The sequence below is a fragment of the Adlercreutzia mucosicola DSM 19490 genome (assembly GCF_000422625.1).
Lineage (GTDB): Bacteria > Actinomycetota > Coriobacteriia > Coriobacteriales > Eggerthellaceae > Adlercreutzia > Adlercreutzia mucosicola.
Genome location: NZ_KE383895.1, coordinates 24,042 through 49,871, shown reverse-complemented (window position 1 = coordinate 49,871; position 25,830 = coordinate 24,042). Strand labels below are relative to the sequence as shown.

General features: G+C 61.4%; 20 protein-coding genes. 15 read left to right on the top strand and 5 right to left on the bottom strand.

What is annotated here, in order from left to right; all coding sequences use genetic code 11:
* Positions 1 to 2: 2 nt before the first annotated feature.
* The gene (gene hydF, locus G503_RS0111220) at positions 3 to 1,220 is read left to right on the top strand and encodes a [FeFe] hydrogenase H-cluster maturation GTPase HydF (protein ID WP_028027639.1); all 1,218 of its coding nucleotides are present in this window, start codon (positions 3 to 5) and stop codon (positions 1,218 to 1,220) included.
* Between the two features lie 125 nt (positions 1,221 to 1,345).
* On the opposite strand, the gene G503_RS0111215 is transcribed toward hydF, so the two are convergent.
* On the bottom strand, positions 1,346 to 2,473 hold the full coding sequence (locus tag G503_RS0111215; RefSeq protein WP_028027638.1) for an MBL fold metallo-hydrolase: 1,128 nt from the start codon (positions 2,471 to 2,473) through the stop codon (positions 1,346 to 1,348).
* Positions 2,474 to 2,631: 158 nt separating this feature from the next.
* On the opposite strand from G503_RS0111215, the gene G503_RS14980 reads away from it, so the two are divergent.
* The 3 genes from G503_RS14980 to G503_RS0111200 all read left to right on the top strand — a co-directional run bounded on the left by G503_RS14980 (position 2,632) and on the right by G503_RS0111200 (position 7,432).
* A complete protein-coding gene (locus tag G503_RS14980) occupies positions 2,632 to 3,207 on the top strand; it encodes a hypothetical protein (RefSeq protein WP_235715561.1) in 576 nt (191 codons plus the stop codon).
* 523 nt (positions 3,208 to 3,730) lie between these two features.
* A complete protein-coding gene (locus tag G503_RS0111205; protein WP_028027637.1) occupies positions 3,731 to 4,639 on the top strand; it encodes a homocysteine S-methyltransferase family protein in 909 nt (302 codons plus the stop codon).
* 450 nt (positions 4,640 to 5,089) lie between these two features.
* Positions 5,090 to 7,432, top strand: coding sequence for an anaerobic ribonucleoside triphosphate reductase (locus G503_RS0111200; RefSeq protein ID WP_028027636.1), 2,343 nt, complete (start codon positions 5,090 to 5,092; stop codon positions 7,430 to 7,432).
* A 198-nt stretch (positions 7,433 to 7,630) separates the two neighbouring features.
* Here G503_RS0111200 and G503_RS0111195 read toward each other — a convergent pair whose 3' ends face one another.
* Together G503_RS0111195 and G503_RS16530 are read right to left on the bottom strand one after the other, a co-directional pair.
* Positions 7,631 to 8,593, bottom strand: a complete 963-nt coding sequence (locus G503_RS0111195; RefSeq protein ID WP_028027635.1) for an ABC-2 transporter permease — start codon at positions 8,591 to 8,593, stop codon at positions 7,631 to 7,633.
* A complete protein-coding gene (locus tag G503_RS16530; RefSeq protein WP_028027634.1) occupies positions 8,586 to 8,942 on the bottom strand; it encodes an ATP-binding cassette domain-containing protein in 357 nt (118 codons plus the stop codon). The genes G503_RS0111195 and G503_RS16530 overlap by 8 nt, the downstream gene beginning before the upstream one ends.
* Positions 8,943 to 8,987: 45 nt before the next feature.
* On the opposite strand from G503_RS16530, the gene G503_RS16525 reads away from it, so the two are divergent.
* The 9 genes from G503_RS16525 to G503_RS0111145 all read left to right on the top strand — a co-directional run bounded on the left by G503_RS16525 (position 8,988) and on the right by G503_RS0111145 (position 19,926).
* Positions 8,988 to 9,410, top strand: a complete 423-nt coding sequence (locus G503_RS16525; protein ID WP_028027633.1) for a hypothetical protein — start codon at positions 8,988 to 8,990, stop codon at positions 9,408 to 9,410.
* 284 nt (positions 9,411 to 9,694) lie between these two features.
* Entirely contained in the window at positions 9,695 to 9,826 is a 132-nt protein-coding gene (locus G503_RS16900; RefSeq protein WP_022926615.1) for a hypothetical protein, read from the top strand.
* A 148-nt stretch (positions 9,827 to 9,974) separates the two neighbouring features.
* Positions 9,975 to 11,567 carry an alkaline phosphatase gene (locus G503_RS0111175; RefSeq protein ID WP_156892007.1) on the top strand — a complete coding sequence of 531 codons (1,593 nt, stop codon included), beginning with the start codon at positions 9,975 to 9,977 and terminating at the stop codon, positions 11,565 to 11,567.
* Positions 11,568 to 12,163: 596 nt separating this feature from the next.
* Positions 12,164 to 12,397, top strand: a complete 234-nt coding sequence (gene nrdD / locus G503_RS16790) for an anaerobic ribonucleoside-triphosphate reductase (RefSeq protein ID WP_235715560.1) — start codon at positions 12,164 to 12,166, stop codon at positions 12,395 to 12,397.
* 187 nt (positions 12,398 to 12,584) lie between these two features.
* Positions 12,585 to 14,162, top strand: a complete 1,578-nt coding sequence (locus G503_RS0111165; RefSeq protein ID WP_169628171.1) for a helix-turn-helix transcriptional regulator — start codon at positions 12,585 to 12,587, stop codon at positions 14,160 to 14,162.
* 121 nt (positions 14,163 to 14,283) lie between these two features.
* The gene (locus G503_RS0111160) at positions 14,284 to 16,782 is read left to right on the top strand and encodes an FAD-binding protein (protein ID WP_028027630.1); all 2,499 of its coding nucleotides are present in this window, start codon (positions 14,284 to 14,286) and stop codon (positions 16,780 to 16,782) included.
* A 239-nt stretch (positions 16,783 to 17,021) separates the two neighbouring features.
* Positions 17,022 to 18,056: a Na/Pi cotransporter family protein gene (locus G503_RS14975; protein WP_051191181.1), complete on the top strand. Its 1,035-nt coding sequence runs from the start codon at positions 17,022 to 17,024 to the stop codon at positions 18,054 to 18,056.
* Positions 18,057 to 18,077: 21 nt separating this feature from the next.
* Positions 18,078 to 18,866: a response regulator transcription factor gene (locus tag G503_RS0111150; RefSeq protein WP_035023022.1), complete on the top strand. Its 789-nt coding sequence runs from the start codon at positions 18,078 to 18,080 to the stop codon at positions 18,864 to 18,866.
* Positions 18,859 to 19,926 carry a sensor histidine kinase gene (locus G503_RS0111145; protein WP_051191180.1) on the top strand — a complete coding sequence of 356 codons (1,068 nt, stop codon included), beginning with the start codon at positions 18,859 to 18,861 and terminating at the stop codon, positions 19,924 to 19,926. The genes G503_RS0111150 and G503_RS0111145 overlap by 8 nt, the downstream gene beginning before the upstream one ends.
* Positions 19,927 to 20,235: 309 nt before the next feature.
* Here the strand turns inward: G503_RS0111145 and G503_RS14970 are convergent, their stop codons facing one another.
* Complete coding sequence (locus tag G503_RS14970) at positions 20,236 to 21,690, bottom strand: helix-turn-helix domain-containing protein (protein ID WP_051191178.1); 1,455 nt, start codon at positions 21,688 to 21,690, stop codon at positions 20,236 to 20,238.
* A 226-nt stretch (positions 21,691 to 21,916) separates the two neighbouring features.
* Between G503_RS14970 and G503_RS0111135 the strand changes: the two genes are divergently transcribed.
* Positions 21,917 to 23,686 (top strand): FAD-dependent oxidoreductase, encoded by a 1,770-nt coding sequence (locus G503_RS0111135; RefSeq protein ID WP_028027627.1) that lies wholly within the window; start codon positions 21,917 to 21,919, stop codon positions 23,684 to 23,686.
* A 228-nt stretch (positions 23,687 to 23,914) separates the two neighbouring features.
* Here G503_RS0111135 and G503_RS14965 read toward each other — a convergent pair whose 3' ends face one another.
* Positions 23,915 to 24,571, bottom strand: coding sequence for a 4Fe-4S single cluster domain-containing protein (locus G503_RS14965; protein WP_051191176.1), 657 nt, complete (start codon positions 24,569 to 24,571; stop codon positions 23,915 to 23,917).
* Positions 24,572 to 24,946: 375 nt separating this feature from the next.
* On the opposite strand from G503_RS14965, the gene G503_RS0111125 reads away from it, so the two are divergent.
* Positions 24,947 to 25,813 carry an FhaA domain-containing protein gene (locus tag G503_RS0111125; RefSeq protein WP_028027626.1) on the top strand — a complete coding sequence of 289 codons (867 nt, stop codon included), beginning with the start codon at positions 24,947 to 24,949 and terminating at the stop codon, positions 25,811 to 25,813.
* Positions 25,814 to 25,830: the final 17 nt, after the last annotated feature.

Sequence of the window (25,830 nt, the reverse complement as noted above, 5' to 3'; positions counted from 1 at the left end):
CCATGTCACTGAACGATACCCCTTCGGGTGAGCGCACGCATCTGGCGTTCTTCGGGGTGCGCAATGCGGGCAAATCGAGCCTGGTGAACGCGCTGACGAATCAGACGGTTTCCGTGGTGTCCGACACAGCGGGCACCACCACCGACCCGGTGCGAAAGGCCATGGAGCTGCTGCCGGTGGGGCCGGTGCTGGTGATCGACACCCCCGGCATCGACGATGAGGGCGATCTGGGAGGCCAGCGCGTGGCCCGGGCCGAGGCGGTGCTCGATACCGCCGACGTGGCCGTGCTGGTGGTGGACGTCACCCGTGGTATGACGCCCTTCGATGAGCAGTTGGTGGCTGCCTTCCAACAGCGGTGCATTCCCTATGTGATTGCCGAGAACAAGGCCGATCTGCTGGATGCCGCCATGCCGGTTCCGGCCGTCACCATCGACGAGGACAAGCGTGGTTGCCGCCGCGCCCGTGTGCGCCTGTCAGCTGCCACAGGGGCGGGCGTGGTTGACTTGAAGGGCATGATCGCGGCCTTGGTGGCCTGTGCGGGTGACGACCGTCATCTCGTGGCCGACCTGCTGGCGCCGGGCGATGTGGTGGTGCTGGTGATCCCCCTGGATTCAGCGGCGCCGAAGGGGCGCATCATCCTGCCCCAGCAGCAGGTGCTGCGCGACGCGCTGGAAGCTGGTGCCCTCCCCTGCTCCGCTAGCGTAGAGGCTCTCCCTCAACTTTTAGATACGCTGACGTGCCCGCCGCAGCTGGTGGTTACCGATTCCCAGGCATTCGGCGCTGTGGCTGAATTGCTGCCGGCAACGGTGCCTCTCACCTCGTTTTCCATTCTCATGGCTCGTTACAAGGGCGATTTGCCCGCGCAGCTTCAAGCCGTGCATGCCTTGGAGAATCTGACCGACGGCGACATGGTGCTCATTGCCGAGGGCTGTACCCACCACCGCACCTGCGAGGACATCGGCATGGTGAAGCTGCCCCAGTGGATTCGTGAGATCAGCGGCGCAAATCCGCAGTTCGCGTTCACCTCGGGTCGCGATTTTCCCGACGACCTGACGCCCTATGCTGTTGTCGTGCACTGCGGTGGTTGCACTCTGAACGCTCGCGACATGGGCTCCCGTATCCAGCGCGCCCGCCACCAGGGCGTTCCCATCACCAACTACGGCATGGTCATCGCTCGCGCCCATGGCATCCTCGACCGCGCCCTTAAGCCCCTCTCATAACGGCGCCTACACCACTTTTGTTTCGTCGGGCTTGCGAAAGAACCAGTCGTTCAGGCGGATGACGGGGCGGGCCTTGCCCACGGTTCACGGATGGGTGGGTAGTGTTTGTCGCTACGTGGCGGTTGTCAGCTCACTTTCTCGTACACCAGGGCACCATCGTCGGCCACGTGCCGCCGGGCTCTTTCTGTATCGACGAGATATTCCAGATAGCCGAATGCGGTGGCCACGCGTCGGGTGCGCATGCCTGCAGGCAGGCCCGCCAAGCCGCCGGGGAGATGGCGACACGCGTTCTCGGTGACGGCATACACCGTGGCGGGACCTTTTTCGCCGAGTACGTCGCAAGTTTTCGTCAGGGGCTTTTTGTATGTGTTCAAGATGCGGTTGAGCAGACGCACAATGTCGTCTTCGCCTTCCAGGACTTCGTGATGGCTCATGTAAACCGTGCGCAGCCCTGCGTCGCGCAGCTCGGCGATGCTTTGCAGGAAGTGCAGCAGCAGGTGCTGGTCGCGTTCCAGCTGCATCACGCCGGGCGCGGCCACAATGATGTGGTCTCCTGCGAACAGAAAGCGATGGTCTGGTTCCAGAAGGCACAGGTGTTCCATAGTGTGACCAGGGGTTTCCAATACTTGCAGGTGATAATCGCCGATATCAATGGCGTCGTCGCCGTTTACTTCCCTCACAAGGGGCAGGGGGTCGTACAGAGGGTTGCCCCTGCCGCGCAGCAGGGCGACGAAGCTGTCCAGCGCCGTGTCATTCACCGATGCTGCACCTGTCTCGCGTAAAAAGGCGCTGACCGTTTGCGAATCGAAGGACTTGCACGCCCCGCGTATGAGGTGACGTGCCCCTTGGTTCAAACAGTAGGGCACGTTTCCTGCATGGTCATCGTGCAAATGCGTAAGGAAAACGTCGGTGGCTTCCCAGGGTGTGTCCGTGGCCGCCAACAGTTCGTCGAGAAAGTGCATGCCGCACAGGTCGTAGTGACCCGTATCTATGAGCAATGCCCGCTCGCCCGGTTCGATAATGCTGTACAAGTCGATGCGCTCGCAGAAATGGAACTCGTTCAGTGAAAACGAGCACCGGTACAGATGGGGGCGAATTTCCTTGGCTTGCACCAAGGGCGTGGCGGTGACGTCTGGGTATCGCACGGGCAGCTGGTGCTTGCGCCCATGAGGATCGCGATAGGTGACGACGTCGCCGTGATGGGGCTCGTTCACCCAATCGAATTCAGCGGGGGCAAAAGATGTGTGGCTCATGGTGCTTTCCGAAAGAGGTGCGTTCTTTTCTCCCAGTATAGGTCTCGCGGCCCTCGCGCGCTTTGGAGAATCGCCGAAATGACGCCTCTTGCGGCGGAGGTTTCTCTTTCGCTGGCCTACACTGAGAAGGTACAAATTCGCAAGAAAGGAGGCCGACCGTGGCCGACCGCAACATTGAGAACGACAGCCAGGATGTACCCGAGATCCCCGAAGATTTGCAGCGTGTGCTGGTGTTCTCCCTGGATGAAGCTAAGGAAAAAGTAGAGGCCGGCGAGGATCTCATTCCGTTTACGGCTCTCATTGTGAAGAACAATCTGTTCCTGGAAAGCCATCCCGGCGACAGTGCCGAAGAATGCTTCGAGGCTGCCGAGTACACCGTGCGCGGCGCTCGCGGTGCCGGTGCTTATGCGTTTTGCTACGACGGCTATATTGAGACTGACGATGGCGTGAAAGACGCCCTTATCGCCGAGGGAGGCCAGCCTGGTGCCGACACGGGACATGCTGTGGCCTATCTGTATACGGTGGACGACAATGGGAAGTACGTGTTTGAATCGGAACCGGCCTATATCGGCGAGGCCCCCAACTTCATGGAAGCCCTGAAGGAACCCGTGGCCTACGCTGATGAGGAAATCGACGAGAAGTACGCCGATGCTGAGGATGAGTGCTGCGGCGAGGGTGGCCATGACGCTGGCGACGGCTGCGGTTGCGGCTGCCATGAGGAAGCTGCCGAGTAGGCTTCCATTCCATACAAATCGTTCGTTTTTGGCTTCTGCGAGATGCGCGGAAGCCAAAAAGCGGCGATTTGTATGGATTTCTAGCCAGAAGTGAACGCTTTGTATGGATCCGAGTGCCTTTTTCCATACAAAACGGCCTTTTGCGGCTACCTTTCTGAACAGGGAAAACAGAATGGGACAAAGTACTCGATCCCTGTCACACAAAAGAAATGGCGCGGCGAAGAGGGGTACTTCGCCGCGCCGGAGGAGGGGGTAATGCGGTATCGAGTACCGCATTCTGCTTTCAAGGGGTATGAAGCAGAGCGATGGAAGCAGGGGAACTTCCAAATCGCTAACGCGAATAATAATACAAGCCTTGTTTTCTCGGTGCTGTTGTGCATTGGTTCTTGCGAGAGCGGTGCGGATTTGGCGGTGAATTGCGCTTCTGCATAGAGAAAGGCCCGCTCACCTCTGCTAAAGCTCCGCTCGCCTTGAGGGGTCGTGTATCATAGACGCGAGCATTTTTCTCAGAAAGGAACTCCCCATGGCTGATCTCGCGCTGCGCTTCTTCAAGGACATGCTGGTTTTGTCGTCTCCAGTGACTGGTACGTTGCGGCGGCAGGGTGTCGAGTCGGCGCGCGATCAGGCTCTGACTTTGCTGCTGGAGCCGGAGACCATTGAAGAGGCCTATCGCGTAGAAGCGGTGGCCGGCCCCCAATGTTTCGTGCTGCCTACGGCCATGTTGGCTCCGGCGCGTCTGGCCGAGCTGGGCATGGGGGGGAGGGGCGGCGAGTTGGCACGCAATGCGCTAGAGGCCGCATCGCCATTCAGGCCCCAGCATATTTTGGCTGAGATCGGGCCTTGCGGCTTGCCGCTGGATTCCTCGTCGAAGGCATCGCTGGTGGAAAATCGCGATCAATACGCTCGTGCGGCCCGTTTGTTCGGCGATGCGCAGGTGGATGCTATTTTCCTGAATGGCTTTGCGAGCGCTGATGATTTGAAATGCGCCCTCATGGGAGTGCGGAAGGCATGCGACCTGCCCGTATTGGCTTCGGTGGATGTAACGGCTGACGGTGCGTTGGCATCGGGCCGGGGCACCTTGGCCGAGGCGGTGGACGTCATGGTGGAATTTGGCGCGGCGGTGGCCGGCTTCGCCACGTTGGTCGCGCCGACCGTTGCGACGGCCCTGGCCGCCTCGGTACGCGATCGTCTGGCGGCCCAAGGAGCCGACCTGTGCATGCTGGTTTCGCTGGTGGTGGGCGAGCGCAACCCGAAGCAGCAGGGTCCTACGGCCGAGAATCCCTATTACACTGCCGACACCATGATGCCCGCCGCGGCTGTTCTTCGCGATGAGGGCGTGCAGTTTCTTCGGGCCGTCGGCGATGCCACGCCGGCGTACACCGGTGTGTTGGCGGCATCTGTGGCCGGGCAAGACGTTAGAATCGACGTTTAGCGCCCGTTTAAGTTGGGCCAAGGCGTTTGCGGCCCGCGTCCGCGCGGATTTCTCAATAGGCGAATGTGGCCCGGGTCCCGCAGGCGACCCGGCACGGATGAATCGGGGGACTTCGGGCTCTCGGCGCCGGACGATGCTCTGCAGCGTCGTCCGGCACCCCTTGTCGAAAAAATTTCTGTAGTTTTCGCTGCGTAAAAACACAACTTGTTCGGTTGAACTCGAACGTCGCCGCGAGTACTATATATATCCGCCATAAGAACCACGAAACACAATATATAGTGGTTTATTTGGTGAATAACCTGTGGAAAGCGTGTTGGCAAAACATTCGAAAACATAGGTTTACCCCCTCGGTAACAACGAAGATCGGCGATGGGGAAAACATCGCGGGGCTTCTGTATGTTGTGGTTGGCAAGGCGCGGAAACGCGGCAGATGAAAGGAAGAAAGCGGTTATGGTCAAGACCATCATCAAGCGCGACGGGCGTATGGCGGAGTTTCATCCCCAGAAGATCGCCGATGCGGTGGAAAAATCGTTCCAGGCTTGTGCAGCTATGCAGGATCGTGCTACTGCCGAGCAGATTGCCGCCACGGTCGTCGAGAAGCTTGAGAGCGGCGCCATCGAAGGGACTCCTACGGTGGAGGGCGTGCAGGATTTGGTAGAGGAGACCCTTATCGAGTCCGGTTTCGTGCAGACTGCCAAGGCCTACATCCTGTACCGTGCCGAGCGCAGCCGTGTGCGCGATGTGAACTCCCGCCTCATCCAGACACTGAAGGACATCACTTTCTCCAAAGCCGCCGATTCCGATATGAAGCGCGAGAACGCCAATATCGACGCCGATACCGCCATGGGCACCATGCTGAAGTACGGCTCGGAGTCGGCCAAGCAGTTCTACGAAATGTGCGTCATCGATCCGCGTTTTGCCAAGGCCCACCGCGAGGGCGACATCCACATTCACGATATGGATTTCTACACCCTGACCACCACCTGCTGCCAGATTGAGCTGCGCAAACTGTTCAAGGGCGGTTTCTCCACCGGCCACGGTGTGCTGCGCGAGCCCAACGACATTTCCAGCTATGCGGCGCTTGCCTGCATCGCCATCCAGTCGAATCAGAATGACCAGCACGGTGGCCAGTCGGTGTGCGATTTCGATTACGGTCTGGCCGTGGGCGTGGGTAAGACGTTCCGTCGCCTGTTCAAGAAGCATGTCGCCGAGGCAATCGACCTTCTGACCGACATCGCCGACGATCGCGAGTTTGCCGAAACCACCCTTGCGCGCATCGAGGCCGAAACGGGCAAGGCTGCCAGCTTGGAGATGGCCCCCGAGTTCCGCGCGGCCGTCGTTTCCGCTATCGAGGATGCCGGCGCCGATGAGGCCACAGCCGACCGCATCGTGGCCTACGCCGAGAAGAACGCCTCGCGCGACACCGACCGCCAGACCTTCCAGGCCATGGAGGCTCTCGTGCACAACCTGAACACCATGCACTCCCGTGCTGGCGCCCAGACGCCCTTCAGCTCGGTGAACTACGGCATGGATACCTCCCCCGAGGGCCGCATGGTCATCAAGAACATGCTGCTGGCCACCGAGGAGGGCCTGGGCTCCGGCGAGACCCCCATCTTCCCCGTGCAGATCTTCCGCGTGAAGGAGGGCGTGAACTACAACCCCGAGGATCCGAACTACGACCTGTTCAAGCTGGCCATGCACTGCTCGGCTAAGCGCCTGTTCCCGAACTTCAGCTTCTTGGACGCGCCGTTCAACGCCCAGTACTACAAGGGCACCCCGGAGACCGAGATTGCCTACATGGGCTGCCGCACCCGCGTCATGGGCAACGTGTACGATCCCGACCGCGAGGTCACGCCCGGCCGCGGCAACCTGTCCTTCACCTCCATCAACCTGCCCCGCCTGGCCATTCGCGCCAAGGGCGACATCGACCTGTTCTTCGACCTGCTCGACTCCAAGCTGCAACTGGTGACCGGCCAGCTGGACGAGCGCTTCGAGATCCAGGCCCGCAAGCACGTGTACAACGCGCCGTTCCTCATGGGCCAGGGCGTGTGGATCGATTCCGAGAAGCTCTCTCCCACCGACGTGCAGCGCGACGTGCTGAAGCACGGCACCCTGACCACCGGCTTCATCGGCCTGGCTGAGTGCCTGGTGGCCCTGACTGGCCAACACCACGGTCAGTCGCCTGAGGCCCAGCGCCTCGGCCTGGAGATTGTGGGTCACATGCGCTCCTATTGCGACCGCATCTCCCAGGAGCGCGGCATGAACTACTCGCTCATCGCCACCCCTGCCGAGGGTCTGTCGGGCCGCTTCGTGCGCATCGACCGCGAGCGCTACGGCGTCATTCCCGGCGTGACCGACCGCGACTACTACACCAACGGCTTCCACGTGCCGGTGTACTACGACATCTCCGCCTACGACAAGATCGCCCTGGAGGCGCCATACCACGCGCTCACCAACGGCGGCCACATCAGCTACATCGAGCTGGACGGCGATCCGTCGGACAACCTGGAGGCCTTCGAGAGCGTCATCCGCTACATGAAGGACTGCGGCATGGGCTACGGCAGCGTGAACCATCCCGTGGACCGCGACCCGGTGTGCGGCTACAACGGCATCATCGAGGACGTGTGCCCGAAGTGCGGCCGCTCCGAGGACGCCCACAACCAGCCCTTCGAGCGCATTCGCCGCATCACCGGCTACCTGGTGGGCACCCTGGATCGCTTCAACGACGCCAAGCGCGCCGAGGAGAGCCAGCGCGTGAAGCACGCAGTACCGATGCCGGAGTCTGCCGAGTAGCGGCGCCACGCTCAAGCTCCCAAGCTTCGCGAGCACCCCAAGCACCTAGGGCCGTCCCAGCGACGGCCCTCTTCTTGCTTTTCCTCAGAAAATGCCAGTTCGACCCTTAACTGGCATTTTGAGCGATATTCGAAAAGCGGGCGCCTTCGAAATGCTGGACACATTCGAAATATCGAGAATCTTGCAGGCGAAAGGTGCTCACGCGCGCTTCTTGCGGAAACTGGCGGCGGCCAGGGTGAAGAATAGGGCGAGAAATCCCCACAGTATGGCGAGATCGAACCCTACGGTGGCGAGGTTCGCGCCACACAGCAGAATTTGCGGAACGACAAACAACAAAATGAGCTGGATGACTTGGAACGGCGTAGTGGCCAAGCCCGACACCAGAAAGCCGAGCGCCACCGACACCATGGCCATGGTTATGCAGGTGAACACCACCAGTCCCACGTTGCCTTCATTGGGAAAGCCGATGAACACGGGCCCGTAGCAATCGAACATGCGCCAGTCCTCGTTGCCGTGCAGGTAAGCGGTCTCCATGTCTTCTATAGGCAGGTAGTTGCTCGCATTCATCGAAAGATCTTCGGTTGAAAAGCTCAACGCCGCATCGTCGTCGAAGAGGCCTCCCAGTGCCTCGGCGAGACCGGCGCGCGCCTCAGCGGGCATCGAGATCGTCACGCCCTCCAGTGCTGTTCGGGCCTCTTCGCGCTGTTGGTTCGCCCCGTCGATGGCCTCTTCCACTTCTGCTCGCTTATCGGCGATAGTGGCTTCCATCTCGTCGGCTGCCTCTCCGCGCCCCTCGCCCAAGGCTTCGGCGCATATGGCGAGTACGGCTGCCGACTTCGTGGAGTCGGCGCCTTCCAGTTCCACCTTCAGCGTGCGGTCGCCTTCCATGGACAGAACGGCTGCCACGTCGTTGTCGGCCAGCAGCGCGCTTGCCTCGTCGGCATCGGCCTCGGTTATGCGCGCATCGATCTGCTCGAGCTGCGTTTGGAACTCGGTGGGCAGGTTCACGGTAGCGATTTTGGGCCCCACGGTGTCGGCGCCGAGAATGACTGACAGCAGCCACAGCACCACAAGAGGCGCCACGAACAGCAGCGCCAGCGTGCGCTTATCGAGCGCGAATTGCGTGAGAATACGGCGAACGATGGCCAGGGTGCTAGGCATGGCGCACCTCCTTGCGATTGCGGAGTTGCGGGGTTTTCGGTTCCTCCGTCGGTTCCGGAATTCCTAATGCCTCCAGCGCCAGGAAGGCATCTTCCAGGGTATTGGTGCCCGTGCGGGCCAGGATATCCGCCGGCGAGGCGTCGGCGATCAGCCGCCCCTCGCGAATCATGGCGATGCGCGCCCGCGCCGTGGGGAAAGGGGCCGCCTCTTCCAGCACGCGCACGGTGCCGGAGATGGGCACGTCCACGCCCATGATGAGGTTCACGAGCGTCGTCTTGCCGCAGCCCGAGGGCCCCAAAAGGCAGAGGATGTCGTCCGCCGCCACGGAAAACGAGATATTGTTCAGCACCAGGGGGGCATTGCGCTGTCGGGGGCCGGGGCGCCCGTAGCGGAATTGGACGCGGTCGATGGCGACGGCCGGCACATCGGCATCAGCGGGAGCGCGATAGCTGGCACGGAAGGCGTGACTCTGGATCCTCGCCGCTTCGCCGATTTGGACTTCCCTGGTCTCGTCCAGCGTAATTCCCCAGGTATCGACAAGCTTTGCGCGGCTTTGAACGGCCCCAACGCGGCGCTCGCGCAGAAGCGCGCGAAGCGCCGTCTTTTAGAAGAAGTGTTGCCCGAGCTAAGTGAGAGCTTGCCATTGAGTGCCGAAGACCTAATATTCCGCATCGTCTTCGAATACGCAAGCGGCGGTATCCTGGCCCTTATGGCCTATCGCGCCGAAACGGGTTTCGCCTACCCCGTGGAGGCATTCCTGCAATGCCTCACCCCCGAAGTCCCCATCGCGTTGCTCGCTGTCCTTTCAGAGAAGTGATGCTCATGTCTACGTACGCCTTCCCCTTCCAAGTTTTCCGGCCTTCCTGCAGCAAAAAGACGATTGAGCGAGTTCCGTAGGTATCAAAACTCGCTCAATCGACTAAAATGTTGCTTGAGGTGCTCTTTTGGGCTCTCTCAACTCGCTCAATCGTTGTTTTTATTGCAGGAATTGCCTTCGCTTTGTTTTGGCGTGGCTGTAAAGCAGATTCGACGCCTCTTTCTTCTTGAAAAGAAAGGTTAATGAACTAACCCTTCTTTTTTACGACGGGAAAGAAAGGTTACGTGGTGGGGGATGTCGCGGAGGCTTTCAACGCCTATGAGCGCTCGCTGGCCACCATCTCGGGCGATACGGCGGCAGAGAAGCCGAACAAGCCCGTGCCTCAGAGGGGTGTGCGGATGGCCAAGGGCCACTGAAAGATACTGCTTGATGAGGCCGGAGCCGGGCCTCGCGAGAACTTACGAAAAGCACTCAAAGGTTTTCCTCACGGCTTACCGAAGCTTTACTGTGCCGATCTATCGTTGAGTTGTTAGCTGAACGATGAAACCCGAGAAAGGACTTCTCATGATAGATGATGCGATTCCGGATCTTGTATCCCGCCGCAACTTCCTGCGCGGGACCGTGGGCCTGGCGGGAGCGGTGTCCATGGGCGCGCTGCTCGGCTGCTCCTCGGACGAGCCAAGTTCGGTGGCCATAGCTGCCACCGGCGAAGGCGGGGCGCAAGGGGACTCTGCGGCCGCAACGCCGAAGTACGTGTTCCTCTTCATCGGCGACGGCATGAGCTACCCCCAAATTCAGGCAACAGCCTACTTCAACGGCACCCAGCAGGGCGGGGAAGAACCGACCATCGGGCGCGTGAGCTTCATGGACTTCCCGGTCATCGGCTCCCAGTACACCTACGACAGCACCTCGTTCTGCCCCGATTCCGCCTCCACGGCCACCTCCATTGCCTCTGGGCGCAAGACGGCTAGCGGGGTCATCAACGTGTCGCCGGACGCCTCCGAGCACTTCGAGACCATCGCCGAGAAACTGAAGCGCCAGCTCGGCTACAAGGTGGGCGTGCTCACCAGCGTGAATTTGAACCATGCGACGCCGGCGGCCTTCTACGCTCATCAGCAGTCGCGCAAGAACTATTACGAGATCGGTCAGGAGCTTATTGCGAGCGGGTTCGACTACTTTGCCGGCGGCGGCCTGCTCAACCCTACGGGCGCCAGTGATAACCGCATCGATCTGTACGAGGCGGCGCGTGATGCCGGCTACGTGGTGGCGCGCACCTACGACGAGGCCGCCCATGTCACGGCTGGTAGCAAGGCGCTGCTTGTGGCGGAGAAACTGGCCGACGAGGACGCGCTTTCCTACGCGATGGATGCGTCGGCCGACGAGTGGTCGCTGCGCGATTACGTGGCCAAGGGCATCGAGGTGCTGGGTGACGGCGACGCTGGCTTCTTCATGATGTGCGAGGGCGGCAAGATCGACTGGGCGTGCCATGCGAATGACTGCGCCGCCGCCATCCACGACGTGATGGCCTTGGAAGACTGCGTGGCTGAGGCAGTGGCGTTCTGCGAGGACCATCCCGACGAGACCCTGATCGTTGTGACGGGCGACCACGAGACGGGTGGCTTGACCATCGGCTATGCGGAAACCAACTACGACACTTTCCTGGCCAACATCGCGCGGCAGAAGATCTCCTATGCCAAATTCAACAGCGATTACGTGGCCGGCTATATTGATGCCGGGGCAACCTACGAGCAGGCGATGGAAGATGTGGCCCAACTGTTCGGGTTGGAAAGGCCGGCCTCGGCGCTGTCGTCGGGCGCCGACGCGCAAGCGGCCGAGGCCGAGCCGGGCAGCCTGATGCTCACTGCCTACGAGGACGAGCAGCTGCGCGAGGCCTACGAGCGAACTGTGGCCGTCGGCGTCGGCGACCAGGAGGACATGACCCAGGAAGAGTACGTCCACTACGGCACCTACGAGCCCTTCACGGTGACTCTCACTCATTTGCTCAACCGTAAGTCGGGTGTCGATTTCTCCACCTACGCCCATTCGGGACTTACCGTGCCCGTGTTCGCCATGGGCGCTGGCGCCGAAGTTTTCGACGGCTTCTACGACAACACCGAGGTCTACGCGAAGTTAGCTGCGCTGACTGGCGTCGCCTAGATTGTTTTGTCGCCCTCGCCGTCTTGCTTGTCGAGATTTCTCTCCTCCTCTTCGTGACCCTTCATCTGTTTTCTCCTCTCTGTCTGGCCGGAGCGCGTCCCCTCCCAAGCGCTCCGGCCTTCTTGCGGTGAGTCGCACCATTAAGTAACTTTCCGGCATCTGAAAAACGCCGGAGCGGCCGAAGAGATGTCAAAGGTGCCTGAAGGGCACGGAAATGCCGCTTCGACCCCGAAATGGTAAGGCCGAACGAGGGTGGTCTGCCATATCTGCCCTCAACTGGCATTTTTCTGCCACTTCAGGCTCGTAATGGCAGAGGCATTCGTCGGCCGCCGACCATTTCGGCCCTCAACTGGCATCTACTCGGCGAAAGCGCGGCGCCTGGAAATACGCCCGGGCAGCTGCTCGGAGTTGCCATTGACGCGCGAGCCAAATGACAGTCAAGTAAGCGCTTCAGGCGTTTGGCGCTGGGGTTTTACCGAAGCTTTTCAAAACTGACGGGGACTCTTTACGGGTGTTGCTCGGTTCTTTTACGAAGCGGGGCCCATCATGGATGCACGGAGGCGACCCTTCCCTTGCGGGCCGCTTTCGAAAGTTGAATGGCCTTGCGGGGCGGCGGTTCTGGGATACTGCCCCGCGCACGTGAAAGGAACAACGGCATCATCGAGGACGTGTGCCCGAAGTGCGGCCGTTCGGAAGATGCCCACAGCCAGCCCTTCGAGCGCATCCGCCGCATCACCGGCTACCTGGTGGGCACCCTGGACCGCTTCAACGACGCCAAGCGCGCCGAGGAGAGCCAGCGCGTGAAGCACGAGGTTCCCGCCGCCGAATAGCCGTGGCGCTACCTATTGCTCTCAAGAAGGGACGGCCTCCGGGTCGTCCCTCTTTTTGTGTTGCGCTATGATAGAGGGAGGACATAGATGCTGCCTGCGGCCGAGGACGGTTGCCGGGAGGGCGCTACCGGGAGGGGATGGCGAGATTGGCAGAAAGCACGGGACGGCGATGAGTGACGCGACGGGGATGACTGAGCGGGATGGGGTGGATGTGCCCAAAGGGGCACTGGCTCAGGAACAGCTACGGGAGACGATCGGGTTGGCACTCGTGCCCTTCCGATGGGACTTGCTGGGATTTGGGCTCAGCCGCGCCCAGGCTACGGCGCTGCTGGCTTTCGCGGCCAATGAGATTTGGATTTCGGGTGCCTCGCTCGCTGTGCAGGAAGTGGTGTTCATGCTGGCCGCTGCAACGGCTTTGGCCATCGCGATGTTCGCGAAGCGCCGGACGGACCTGGCCGCGCCCGTCGGGGCGGTCGTAGCCTTTCTTACCGTGGGCGTGCTGGGCATGGTGTCCATTATGATCGGAAAGTTTGACGGCTCGGGAGTGCTGCTGGTTGCGGGGTTTTCGCTGGCCGGCGCGTCGGCCGGCTTCTTCGAAACGGCCTGGGGGCCGAAGTTCGTGCGACTATCCCAGGCGGGCATTCAGCTGTACACGCTGTTTGGCATGGCGGTATCGTCGCTGTTCGGCATTATGCTGTCGTTTCTGCCGGGGAACGGGTTTTACCTGGCATCGCTGACGCTGCTGGGTGTGCAGGCAGTGCTGCTGCTGGTGCGCCGCCGCGCCGACGAAGCGGCCGGGGAAGGGGGTGACAGCGAGGCTTCGTTGCCCTCTACCGGCGCGGCCGTGGTGACCGCGTCGGGTCTGACCCCGGCCGACCGCGTCGCTCAGCGTGATCGCGGCCCCGCGCGCACAGTGCTTGCGATTCTGGCAACGACGCTGGCGTTCTCGCTCATCTACAACATGTTCATCACCCTGGCCTACAGCTCGCTGCCCTCCGATGCCGCATCGCAGATTCGCTTCTGGGCCAACCTGCTGGCTGCCTGTGTGATCATCTGCTCGTTTCTGCTGCTGCGCCCGGTGCGCCCGGCGACGCTGTTCCATCTGGTGCTGCCCGTGGTTACCCTGGGCTTCGTGCTGTTTCTGCTTTCTCCAGGTCTTTTGGGCGAGGGAGCTCTTATGGCCTCCAGCATCGGCCGCAAGTTCTTCGACATCTTCGTGTGGATCATTGTGGCCGAAGCGGCCTCGCTACCGGGTATCGGCGCTTGGCGGTCCTTCGGCTTGCTCACGGCGGCGAAAAATTTCGGGTACGGCGTGGGGTTGCTCGGCGCCCATGCGGCCCTGGCTGCCGTGGATGCCGATATCGTGCAGGTGGCGGCTATCGTGGCGGTGCTCATTTTGGGGCTCGTGGTGCTGCTGTCGTGGCTCTTCCCCGAGCGCATGCTCAGCCGCCTGTTCCATACGGCTCCCGCCGCGCCCGTTGCCGGCGCCGTTGCGCACGAATCCGAATCGGCTTTCGAGGCCAGCATCGCTCGTGTGGCCGAGCGCGGGCGCTTGACTCCGCGCGAGTGCGAGGTGATGGGTCTTCTGGCTCGCGGGCGCAACATTCCCGCCATTGCCGAGAAGCTGTGCATTTCGAAGGGCACGGCGCATACCCATGCGACTCACGTGTACCAGAAGCTGGACGTGCATCGTCAGCAAGAGCTGATCGAGCTGATAGAACGCGAGAAAACAAAGAACGTTTCCCCTGATCAAATCGGTGACTAGACGAGTTTGGTAGAGAAGTTTCGCACCCATTTTTCAAAATACACGCCTTTGCCAGATGCACCGACGCGCGCCCTTTCCCTAGGATGGGGGCCGTTGGAGGCCATAAGACAAAGGAGGAGTTATGGGAGAAATGCTCAAGCACAAAGGCCTGTCGCGCCGCAGCTTTCTGAAGGGCGCCGCGCTCGGCTTGGCCGGTGCGGGAGCCGTGGGGGCGGCGCTGCCCTTGGCCGGGTGCGCTGGTGGCGGCACGGACAAGATGGCGGCTACGGGCGAGGCCACGGCCTCGGCTACGGTGCCCGGCTTCGGCGGCGATGTGACCGTCGAGCTTACAGTGGATCGCGGCTCGGGCAGCGTGGTGGCTGCGACCATCGACGCACCCATGGAGACGCCGAACCGCGGCGGCCGGGCGGCCACGGTGATGCAGGAGGCCATGGCCGAGAACGCTACCATTGACGTGGATGCCGTCAGCGGTGCCACGGTGACGTCCGAGGCCATCAAGAGCGCCTCGGTGCAGGCCTACAATGAGGCCATCGGCGCCGCCGAGGATGCGTCGTCGGCGGTGATGAAGCCCGGCACCTATACCGGCTACGCCAAGGGTTACTGGCAGATTTGGGATCTGCCTGTGACCATCACCGTGAACGATCGCTCCATCCTGAAGATCGAGGTGCCCGACGATCGCTTCCAGCACGGCGAGACCGAGGTCATTCTGCAGAGTGTGAAGGACCTGCTGTTCCCGCGCATCATCGAGAATCAGTCTGTGGCCGTGGATGCCGTCACTGGTGCCACCGCTTCCAGCAACGCTGTGAAGTCGGCCATCACCCAGGCCCTGAAGGAGGCCCTGGAAGCGGGCGGCTCGAACCCCCATGCGGTCAGCGCCTTCCAGGTGGCCCCCGAGAAGCCCGAGCCCTCCGATCCCGAAACCATCGACGTGGATGTGTGCGTCGTGGGCATGGGCACCGGCGGCATCATCGCCATGAAGCGCGCCTGCGAGTGCATCCGCGCCATGAACGGCGGCGGCCGCGTGAGCCTGCTCGGCATAGACCGTGCCGGCAAGTACGGCGGCAAGTCGGCGCTCACCCACGAGGGCTGCGCCGTGAATCCGCCGCAGTACATGGAGGCCATCAACGGTGGCGAGCCCTTTGTGGACGCCGAGCGCTTCAAGGAGAAGTGGAAGCACTTCACCACCACCGACGGCACCCAGATGGCGAAAGAGGATGTCATCGACCTGTTCTTCGCCGAATCGGGCAATACCATCGACTGGCTGTACGGTCAGGACTGGATCTTCGGCAGCATGGGGAAGCCCAACCCCATGACCGAGGGCCTGACCAGCTACAACGTGGCGCTCACCTCGAACACCGATGTGGGCACCTACGAGGATCGCCGTGCCGTGCTGGACACCTACTACAAGCAGATGCTGGCGGCGGTGGAGGCCCAGGGCGGCCGCTATATGCTGGAGACCGAGGGCTACGAGCTGATCACTGAGGGAGATCGCGTCACCGGTGTGAAGGCGCGCAACCTGTACACGGGCCAGGAATACGTCATCAACGCCAAGGCCATCATCATGAACACGGGCGGCTTCAGCGCCAACCCCGACATGGTGAACGAGCTGCTGGACGAGCCGTGGCGCGGTGAGCGCAAGCGCATCGGTACCGATCAGGACACCGGTGCCATGATCCAGGCCGCCCTGAACATCGGTGCGGGCACCTTCAACATCGGCATGAGTCCCAATGTGATGCACGTGACCTGCGACCACTGGCTGAGCCGCTACCCCATCAACTTCTACGACGACGTGCTGGACGGGCGCACGGGCCGCTATAAGACGTGGACGCTGAACAACATCCCGCTGGCTTGCGGCATCACGGCCGATGCGATCATGGTGAACCAGGAAGGCAAGCGCTACATGGACGAGGCCCGCTACGAGAGCTTTTCCGCGGACATCGACAGCGAATCGTGGCCCTGCTTCGCCGCCGGCAGCTGCTTCTACACCATCCTGTCCGATGAAGTGCTGTCCACCATCGCCAACGAGGGCTTCAACAACATCCCGAAGTTCGAGGGCTACTGCTCTCAGGGCGACATCCCCGGTGAGATGCCCGTGCCCGAGGTGTACGAGGGCCTGGAGTTCTCCATCGAGGAGGGCATGGCGTGGAAGGCCGATACGCTGAGCGCTCTGGCCGAGCAGATCGGTGTGCCCGCGGCCACACTGGAAGAGACCGTGGCTGCCTACAACAAGCTGGTGGAAGCTGGCGCGGACACCGATTTCGGAAAGGATCCGAAGTTCCTGAAGAAGATCGCCACGGGCCCGTTCTACGCGGTGCAGGTGTTCAACGCCTCGTTCTCGACGGCGGGCGGCCTGGATGTGGACACGCAGATTCGCGTGCTGAAGGACGACCACGCGACCCCTATCGAGGGCCTGTACGCCATCGGCGTGGACTCCATGGGCGTGCTGCTGAACCCGAACCACAACTACGTGGGCTTCGGCGGTGTTGCCCAGGGCTGGCTGTGGACGAGCGGTCGCTTGGCCGCCGAGGACGCGGCCCGCTACATCAACGAGACCTATGGCGGCTTCACCTACGTCAGTCCTGCTCTCGTGGACGTGGAAGCCAAGTCCACGGCCCGCTAGCTGGCACTTTTCCAATCCTCCCTCCCCAGGAAACCGCGCCCCGGCGCGGTTTCCGCGTTTGAGGGGCAGGGAGGTGCCGCGCCGAGCCCAGGAGATGAGGGACGGCCCCTCCCTCACAGCAAATTTTACCTAGGCTTTACGGTTGCCTTACTTGTTTCACCCATGGGTTTCGTAGGATGCATCGCGCAATGACAAGAGCTGTGCGGGCATCGCCCGGGCGGCGCGAGAAGGAGACGTGGGTGGAAGAACTGTTGCAGATCGGGCTAGGACTGTTCGGCGGCTTGGCTCTGTTCCTGTATGGCATGAACCTGATGAGCGGCAGCTTGCAAGACGCCGCGGGCGAGCGCATGCGCTCCATTCTGGCTGCGGTGACGAAGAATCCGCTGGTGGCGGTGCTCGCCGGCGCTGTGGCCACGGCGGTGCTGCAAAGCTCGTCGGCCACCACAGTTATGACCATCGGCTTCGTGGCGGCCGGTCTCATGAACCTGCGCCAGGCCATCCCCATCATCATGGGCGCCAACATCGGCACCACCATCACGGCGCAGATCATCGCCTTCAAGCTATCCGACTACGTGCTCGGCATTGTGCTCACGGGCTTCATCATCATGTCGGTGGCGAAGCAGTCGAAGGTGAAGCTCACCGGTACGGCCATCTTTGGCTTCGGCCTTCTGTTCCTCGGCATCGACACCATGGGCGCCGTCATGAAGCCCCTGGCCGAGAACCCCGTGTTCACGGACATGATCGCCCAGGTCACCGGCGTGCCGATCCTGGGTGTGCTGGTTGGCACCGTCATGACCCTGGTGGTGCAAAGCTCCAGTGCCACCATCGCCGTGCTGCAGAACTTCGCCGCGCAGCCAGGAGTCGATGGCGCCAGCATCATCGGCTTGGAAGGGGCCCTTCCCATTTTGCTCGGCGACAACCTGGGCACTACCATCACGGCTCTTCTAGCCTCTGTCGGCCAGAGCCGCGATGCCAAGCGCGTGGCTCTGTCCCACTGCATCTTCAACCTGTCGGGTTGCCTGCTGTTCGTGTGGCTCATCGGCCCGGCAGCTTCGGTGGTGGCAGCCCTCACGCCGGGCCCCGAGATCGAGGTCATCGCGCGCCAGATCGCGAACGCCCACACTCTGTTCAACGTGACCATGACCGTGTTGTGGCTGCCGCTGGTGTCGCTGATGGTGCGCATCGTCATGGCTGTGCTGCCCGACACGCCCCGCCGTCCCCGCAATCCGCTTACAAAAAAGGAATGGGTTCCTGACGCGGCGGCCGCTGCCTAGGAAATCGGCTACCATAGCCCCATGGAAGAAAAGCCGCTCATATATTATGTGGAAGACGATGCGAACATTCGCGATCTGACCGCCTACGCCCTGCGCCAAGCAGGCCTGGCTGTGGAGGCGTTCCCCGATGGCCTGGACCTGCTGGAATGCTGCCGCCGCCAGCGCCCGGCGGCGGTGCTGCTGGACATCATGCTGCCGGAAGTGGACGGCCTGGAACTGCTGCGCCAGCTGCGCACCGATGACGCCACCGCCACGTTGCCCGTGATGATGCTCACTGCCAAGGGCGCCGAGTTCGACAAGGTGTGCGGCTTGGACGCCGGGGCCGACGACTACCTGGCGAAGCCCTTCGGGATGATGGAGCTGGTCTCGCGCGTGAACGCCCTGTTGCGTCGCGCCGCCCGCCCGGCGGAAGGGGCGGGGGCAGCCGGAGGCGCGGCTGCCTCGCAGCCATCGGCGGCCGGCCCTGCCGCCCAGCCGCCCGCGCCCGGAGCCCTCGTCGCCGGCCCCATCACGCTCGACCCCGATGCCCACATCGTGGAAGTGCAGGGCGTTCCCGTGCAACTGACCCTGAAGGAGTTCGACCTTCTGCGCGTGTTCATGGAGAACACCGGCCGCGTGCTCACGCGTGACTACCTGCTGGAGAAGGTGTGGGATGTGCTGTACGCGGGCGAGACGCGCACTGTGGACATGCATGTGAAGACTCTCCGGCACAAGTTGGCCGCAGCGTATCCCGGTGCCGAGGCGGCCATTGCCACGGTGCGCGGCGTGGGGTATCGTTTCAGCGGCTTCAGCGAGGCGCATCGTGAGTAAGCGCGGTCTGCCCAGTCTGTCGGGTCGCATTTTCCGCAGCATCCTCATCTTCACTCTGGCTGGCATTGCGGCCTTCACGCTGCTGTTCGTCGGCATCTTCTCTGCTACTATGCGCCAGCTGCCTGGCTCCCGCGAGGCTATGGCCGACTTCTTTACCGGCGAATTGGCCGTGTGCGTGCTGGCTACCCTCATGGTGGGCACGGTGCTGGCCTTTGCCGTATCGCGCCTGCTTACACGCTATATTATGCGGCCGCTCGACAACGTTGACGTGGCCGATCCCCTGGCTAGCAAAGCCTACGTGGAAATGGAGCCGCTGCTGCAGCGCATCGATTCCCAGCAGCGCATTCTGCGCACCCAGAACGAGGAACTCGCCCGCGCCGAAAGCATGCGCCGCGACTTCTCGGCCAATGTGTCCCACGAGATGAAGACGCCGCTGCAAGTGATCTCCGGCTATGCCGAGCTGATGGCCAACGGCATGGTTCCCTCCGACGATGTGCCGCGCTTCGCGGGCCTCATCTATCAGGAATCCCAGGCGATGCGGGCGCTTATCAACGATGTGCTCATCCTGTCGCGGCTGGACGAGTTGCCTCCCGACGAGGCCAGCGCCCTGCCCGTGGAAGTGCTGGCTGTGGCCGAGCGAGCCGCCAGCCGTCTGCAGAAGTTGGCCGAAGAGCGCCACGTAGTCGTACAGGTGCAGGGTACGCCGGCGCGCATTGTCGGCAACGAGCCGCTCATGGAGCAAATGATCTACAATCTGGTGGAGAACGCCATCCGCTACAACGAGGAAGACGGCCAGGTGCTGGTGGAAGTGGGCGAGAACGGCGGCGAGGTTGTGGTGCGCGTGAGCGACGACGGCCCCGGCATTCCCGTCGAGGCACGCGAGAAGATCTTCGAGCGTTTTTACCGCCTGGAGAAGAGCCGCTCAAAGGAAACTGGCGGCACCGGTCTTGGCCTCGCCATCGTCAAGCACGGCGCGCTGCGCCATCGTGGCTCTATCGAGGTGGGGGGCGAAGAGGGTCAAGGCGCCCAGTTTACCCTGCGGTTCCCTGGTATTCGCTAGCCCTGTATGTTTCTGCTGGGAGAGAGTCTCCATTTTTGGCCAAAACCGCTTCGAGTGAGCTCGTTGCGGGGCTTTTAGGGCCTTGTTTTCCTCGAAAACCCAACGAAACAAACGAATATCGTTTATTTGCATCGGATTTTGCGGATTCATTGCCGCTTTTGCGCGCACTCGAGACGTTTTTGGCCACTTTTTTGCAAAGTGCTCCACCGGCGAAGGCCTCTGCCAACCGTGCGGCAGGGTGGTCGGGTCGTGTTTGCTACCAGTTGGAGGGTTTCTCCAGGTCGAAAGAGGTGGGGTGCCACAGCTCCGTCACGAATTCGAGCGCTTGTGCCCGCACCGCTCCCCGCAGCGCTCGTTCACGGCGTCAATTATCTCCTGCTTTGAGTGTACGTCCATCAGTGTGTAGATCTTCTTCATATGGGTGCGCACGGTATTCTCGGAGATAAACAGCTTCTTTGCCGTTGAGGGAACATCGTAGCCGTGCACAAGCAGGTCGAGTACCTCGCTCTGCCGTGGCGAAAGACCGTACTCTTCTACCAATTGTTGGCAGACTTCGCGTAGCACATCGGTGCCGCTCGGTGTTGCGGTGCTCGTGTCGCTAGCTGTTTTTTCGGCCCCCTTGCGCGCAAGCACGAACATCACCAGCGAGCAACCGTAAAGCAAGATGGCCACGCTTGCAAAGATCTGTGTTTCCTGAGAGAGCGAGCTTCCGCTAATTGCTGAGGCGAGCCACAACCCGACCATGCGCGATCCGTAGGTGACACCGCCAAACAAAGCGTACACGCCGGTGAGGCCCATGTGCCATTGTTTTGCTGCAGTAATGCACCACACCATCATGATGATGGAAAAGAAAGTAAACGAGAAGCTTCCGATAAATATGATGACGATACGGAAGGGCGCTGCAATAAAAGGAAGCAGGAGCAGGGCCGTTACGAGGAGGGGAAACAGGATAACGTAGGTGCGTGAGATGCTCGTTTTTCGGCGAAAGACGAACCAGATAATACCGAGGATAAGGGCCGACAGCAGGTTTGCCGATAGGACAAGAAGACAGCTCTCCTCGAGCGCAAGAGGCTGAGGTAAGGCGGCGCCGCCCAACACTGGCGAGATGATACCGATCATGACAATGCACAGCAAGGGTTTCCCGAAGCGCGTCTTGAGGTCAGAAAGGGTTGCGGGCTTAAAGGGCGCGGCGCTCGGTTCTTCTTCGAGGTTCCGCCGCTCGGCAGCGAGCGAGGCATACAGCAGTGCGAGGTTCACGAAGGCAAGCAATGCGACGGAAAAGAGCAAGGTGCCGTCTCCGAAAGAGAAAAGCAGCGCGAAAGCGAGGATAGAGGCGGCGGAGCCTGCGATAATGCGGTGCTCGCCTTGGCGAGGGCTTCCGAAGGAGAAAACATGCTCCCAGCATATGAAGCAGCAGGTGGTGCCGGCGCCCACGAGGATACCTGCAGCCACCAGAAGGGGCAGGTTCGACGAGAGGAAGAATCCCAGCAGCAAGATCATGCCGCAGGAGATGAGAAGCACTGCCTCCGGGAAAGGGATTCGGTTTGTCAGGTGCGGGACGATTCGCGAACCCATGCAGTACAAAAGGAACGTGGCGACGTTGCTCAGCTGGAGGGGGATGGTCCAATAGCCGCTCGTGTCGGTGCCGAACGCTCGCTGGGGCAGGTCGGAGAAGCCCCAGAGGGAAAAGGAGTTCATGGCGAGAAAGGCGGCGAACCCTATCGCCGCTACGAGAAAACGAAAACGTCCTTTTGCTAGAGCCATTGCTTCCCTCCCTGGAATGCCCCTGCATCATTGTAGGCCAACCCACGTTTCGGTTTGAGAAAAAGCGCGCAGCTACTCTTTAGTTTGATCAGGTAAAACATCATTTTCACCCAATATGTGTGACCCCTCTTGAAGGCAAAAACACCGAATCCGGATGAAAGCAGAGAGCCTTGAGCCGTGGCATGCTTGCGTCATGTTTCTGGCAACGACAATCATAGGAGGGACCATGGAACTGAATCGTCGTGACTTTCTGAAAGGCGCTTTGGCAACAAGCGCACTGGCCGCATCGGGTGCGGCGCTTGCGGGATGCGCCTCGGCTCAGGGGGCTGGCAGCGCAAGCTCCTCTGATGCTAAGGACCAGGGAGAGCTTTTGACCGCTGATAACTACCAAGAGCGCAAATGGAGCTTCGAGATCCCGCCCGAGCCGGTCGCTGACGACGACATCGCCGAGACCATTACTCACGATATCGTTATCGTGGGGGCGGGCATGGCGGGCCTGTGCACAGCGGTATCGGCTGCCGAGAAAGGTGCCGATGTAGTGGTGTTCTCTGCCAGCACGAAGCCGATTAGCCGCGGTGGCTCGAACCATGCCATCGGGTCTAAGATTCAGAAGGAGTTCGGTATCGATTACACTCCCGAGACCGCTGCCCATGTCGTGAAGATGGAGCAGACGGCAGGCTCGTACTTCATGGACAAGAAGAAGTGGGAGCGCTGGATCAATCACTCGGCTGAGTCTATCGACTGGACTATCGACCATATGGAGGCGCGCGGCTTGCATTGCTGCCTTGAGCCGGGCTACACGGATCCAACGGGGGTGCTCACGGTGCCTCCCGCATCGCACAATTTCTGGAACGAGGATCAGCCCTTCGGGGCACTGTTTGGCGCGCCGTTGGAGGCGCAGGCCTACGCCGACATCTTTACCGAGGATTTCGGTGGCGAGATTCATTATCAGACCGTCGGCCAGTATCTGATCCGAGACGATAACAACACCGGCCGTGTGTCGGCCGTGGTGGCTCAGCGCGAAGACGGCACCTACGTGAAGTACGTGGCCAACAAGGCGGTCGTGCTGGCGACGGGCGATTTCTCCAAAAACCCCGACATGATGGCCAAGTACAGCCCGTGGGCTTGGGAGAACTTCAGGGATACGCTCACGGTGGGCGACGTGGATTACGACGTGGAGCTGGGCTACTCTGGTCTTATGCCCGGCGACGGTCACAAGATGGGCCTGTGGGTTGGCGCCGCATGGCAGAAGACCTTCCCCGTGCCGCCCATGATCAACGGTGGCTGCGCCGGCCCCTCCCACGATGTGATTTCCAACTTCTGGGGCCTGAACATGGACATCCACGGTGAGCGCTACCAAAACGAGAACACGAACTTCTCCTATGGCGCCATTTCGGTGCTGCAGCTGCCCGAGAAAACTGCATTTGGCGTATGGGACACGGCCTATGCCTATACGCGCGACTCTTGGGAGCAATTCGGCTGTTCGGTTGGGTACACCAATGGCATCATGCCGCTGTCGCCGGAAGAGCTGATCGCCAAGTGGGACAAGAGTGTGGAAGAAGGCAGCAACTCCATCGGTAACGGCTCGACGTATTACAAGGCCGATACTATCGAGGAACTTGTGGAGCAGATGGAGGGCATCGACAAGGAGCAGGCCCTGAAGACCATCGAACGCTACAACCAGTACGCCGAAAACCATCTGGATGAGGAATACTTCGTGGATCCGTCCATCCTGTACCCCATCTCCACGCCGCCGTTCTATGCTACGAAGACCGTGGGCGCCACCTTCCTGACGGTGTGCGGCGGCTTGCGCACCAATGAAAAGATGCAGGTTTGCGCGGCTGACGATACTCCCATCGAAGGTCTGTATTGCACGGGCATCATGACGGGCGACTTCTACGCTAACACCTACAACTTCGTCATGCCGGGTCAGAACCTGGGCGCTGTTTGCGGCACGCTCTCTTACCTGCTCGGCCGCGATTTGGCCCAGCTGTAAGGACTGCTGTTTCGGAGCCTGCCGCGTTTTGAGCGGGGCGGGGTACGGGTGTTTTGCGCCTAACCTTTGCCGCAAGGGCTCATTTCGAGAAGACGACCTCGCCGCGTCCCTCCCCGCGGCGAGGTCGTTGCCGTTGAGGGAGGGGCGATGGAACCGAAAGGCCGCGCGCGATTTGCCCTCACCTTTCCCGGCGCTGGCCGCGCGGCATGGCGGTTGGGGTCGTGTTTGCTACCAGTTGGAGGGTTTCTCCAGGTCGAAAGAGGTGGGGTGCCACAGCATCACTTTGCCAGCGGCGCGGGTGGCAGCAACATCGACGAGGCGCTGGTTGGAAGAGCCGCACCATTTCAGTTCCAGCGATTTGCGGGCTTCCACGAAGGGGCCGTCCACCAGCACGTCGATGGAGTCGAGCAACTCTCCCACAGCCAGGTCGTCGACCAGATCGGCGAAGGCCGCGGCACCCGTCGCCCCCGCATCTCTTCGGCGCTTCCATTCTTCACGGGCGGTGGTGGCTCGTTTCGATAGGTCGTCGTACAGGTATCCGGAATAGCTCCAGACGCCGTAGCCGCGTTCCTTCAATGTGCGCGCTAGGATCGCGCAGGCTGCTGGCTGCTCGAAAGGTTCGCCGCCCGAAAGCGTGACGTCGTGCACAAGGCCATTTGCCTCGATATCGGCCAACAGGTCGTCTAGCGCCGTTATGGTGCCGCCCTCGACAGGCTGGCTCTCGGGATTGTGGCACCCCGGGCAGTTGTGTGTGCATCCCTGCACGAACACGGCATAGCGAAGGCCCGGCCCGTCCACAATGGAGTCGGGCACGGTTCCGTAGAGGGAAATATGGGTAGGAGCGGGGATTTCGGCGTCCCCCACGCGCGGCACAGTCTTGTTCATGGCGGAGATTCTAGCACCCGAGAGACCAAAATGACGTTTGGGCGAGGGCTCGTCAGCATAATTCAACCATTTGAGCCCAAAACCAACGCAAAACAAGCGATTTTCAGCCTTCGAAAGGATCGCACCCTCGCCCAAACGTCATTCCGGTCGTTTTTCGCAGCAGCCGGGGGTGGGAGGGGTTTTCCCTGACGTCTTGTCGGCGCCTCTTGCGAGCTTCTTGGCATACATCGCTCTCTTCAGGCTCCCATGCTCCAGTTCCCTGTGACGATTGCGTAAGGTTGGAGGCTTGTTGACCCCGTGACCAATGGTTTATGGCAAAATATTCCGATGTGCATTTAGTCGCAGCTTAAACATGGTAGATACAAGGAGAAGCGCATGGGACTCCTCTCAAGGTTCGAAGGCAAAATGGAAGACACCGTGGAAGGTGCCGCCGACCGCATGGGCGCGGCCCCGCTGTCTCCCGTGCAGATTGCCAAGAAGGCCGAGAAGCAGATGCGCCGCGAGAAGATGGTCGGCGCAGGCAAGCAGTATGCTCCCACCCTGTACACCGTGCTCGTGAACGCCGACGACGATCGCCGTCTGCTGGGCTACTATCCCACGTTGGCCGGCGAGACCGAGACCTACCTGTCCGCCAAGGCCGCCGAGCAGGGTCTCGTCATGGACGGTCAGCCCCTTGTGCGCTTCATCGTGGATGACGATCTGCGCCATGGCAAGTTCGACGTCATTGCCGAGATGGTGGCCTCCCCCCTGGTCGAGCAGCTGCGCCAGGAAGAATACGCTCGTTACGGTATCCTGCGTCCCCAGGGCCAGGGCGCCATGGGCCGCGCCGCCGCGCCCGCCGGCTACCAGGCCGGCTACCAGCCAGCGCCCGCTCCGGCGCCGGCTCCCAAGCCTCAGACCATGAACTTCAACCAGATGGCCGACGACTACGACTTCGTTCCCGAGGACACCGAGGGGCGCCAGGCCTACATCTATGACATCACCAACGATCGCGCCTTCACGCTACCCGGCGACGCCGAGACCATCGGGCGCGAGTCGAAGAACGACATTGTCATTCCCGACATCAACGTGTCGCGCGTCCATGCGGAAATCCGCCAGGACGAATCGGGCGCGTGGATTCTCACCGACCTGGGCTCCACGAACGGCACGTTCGTGAACGGCCGCCAGATCAAGTCCACGGCGCTGCAGGACGCCGATCGCATCATCGTGGGCACCACCAACCTCGAATTCCAGCTCATCTAGCCGGCCCGCGCCAGCAC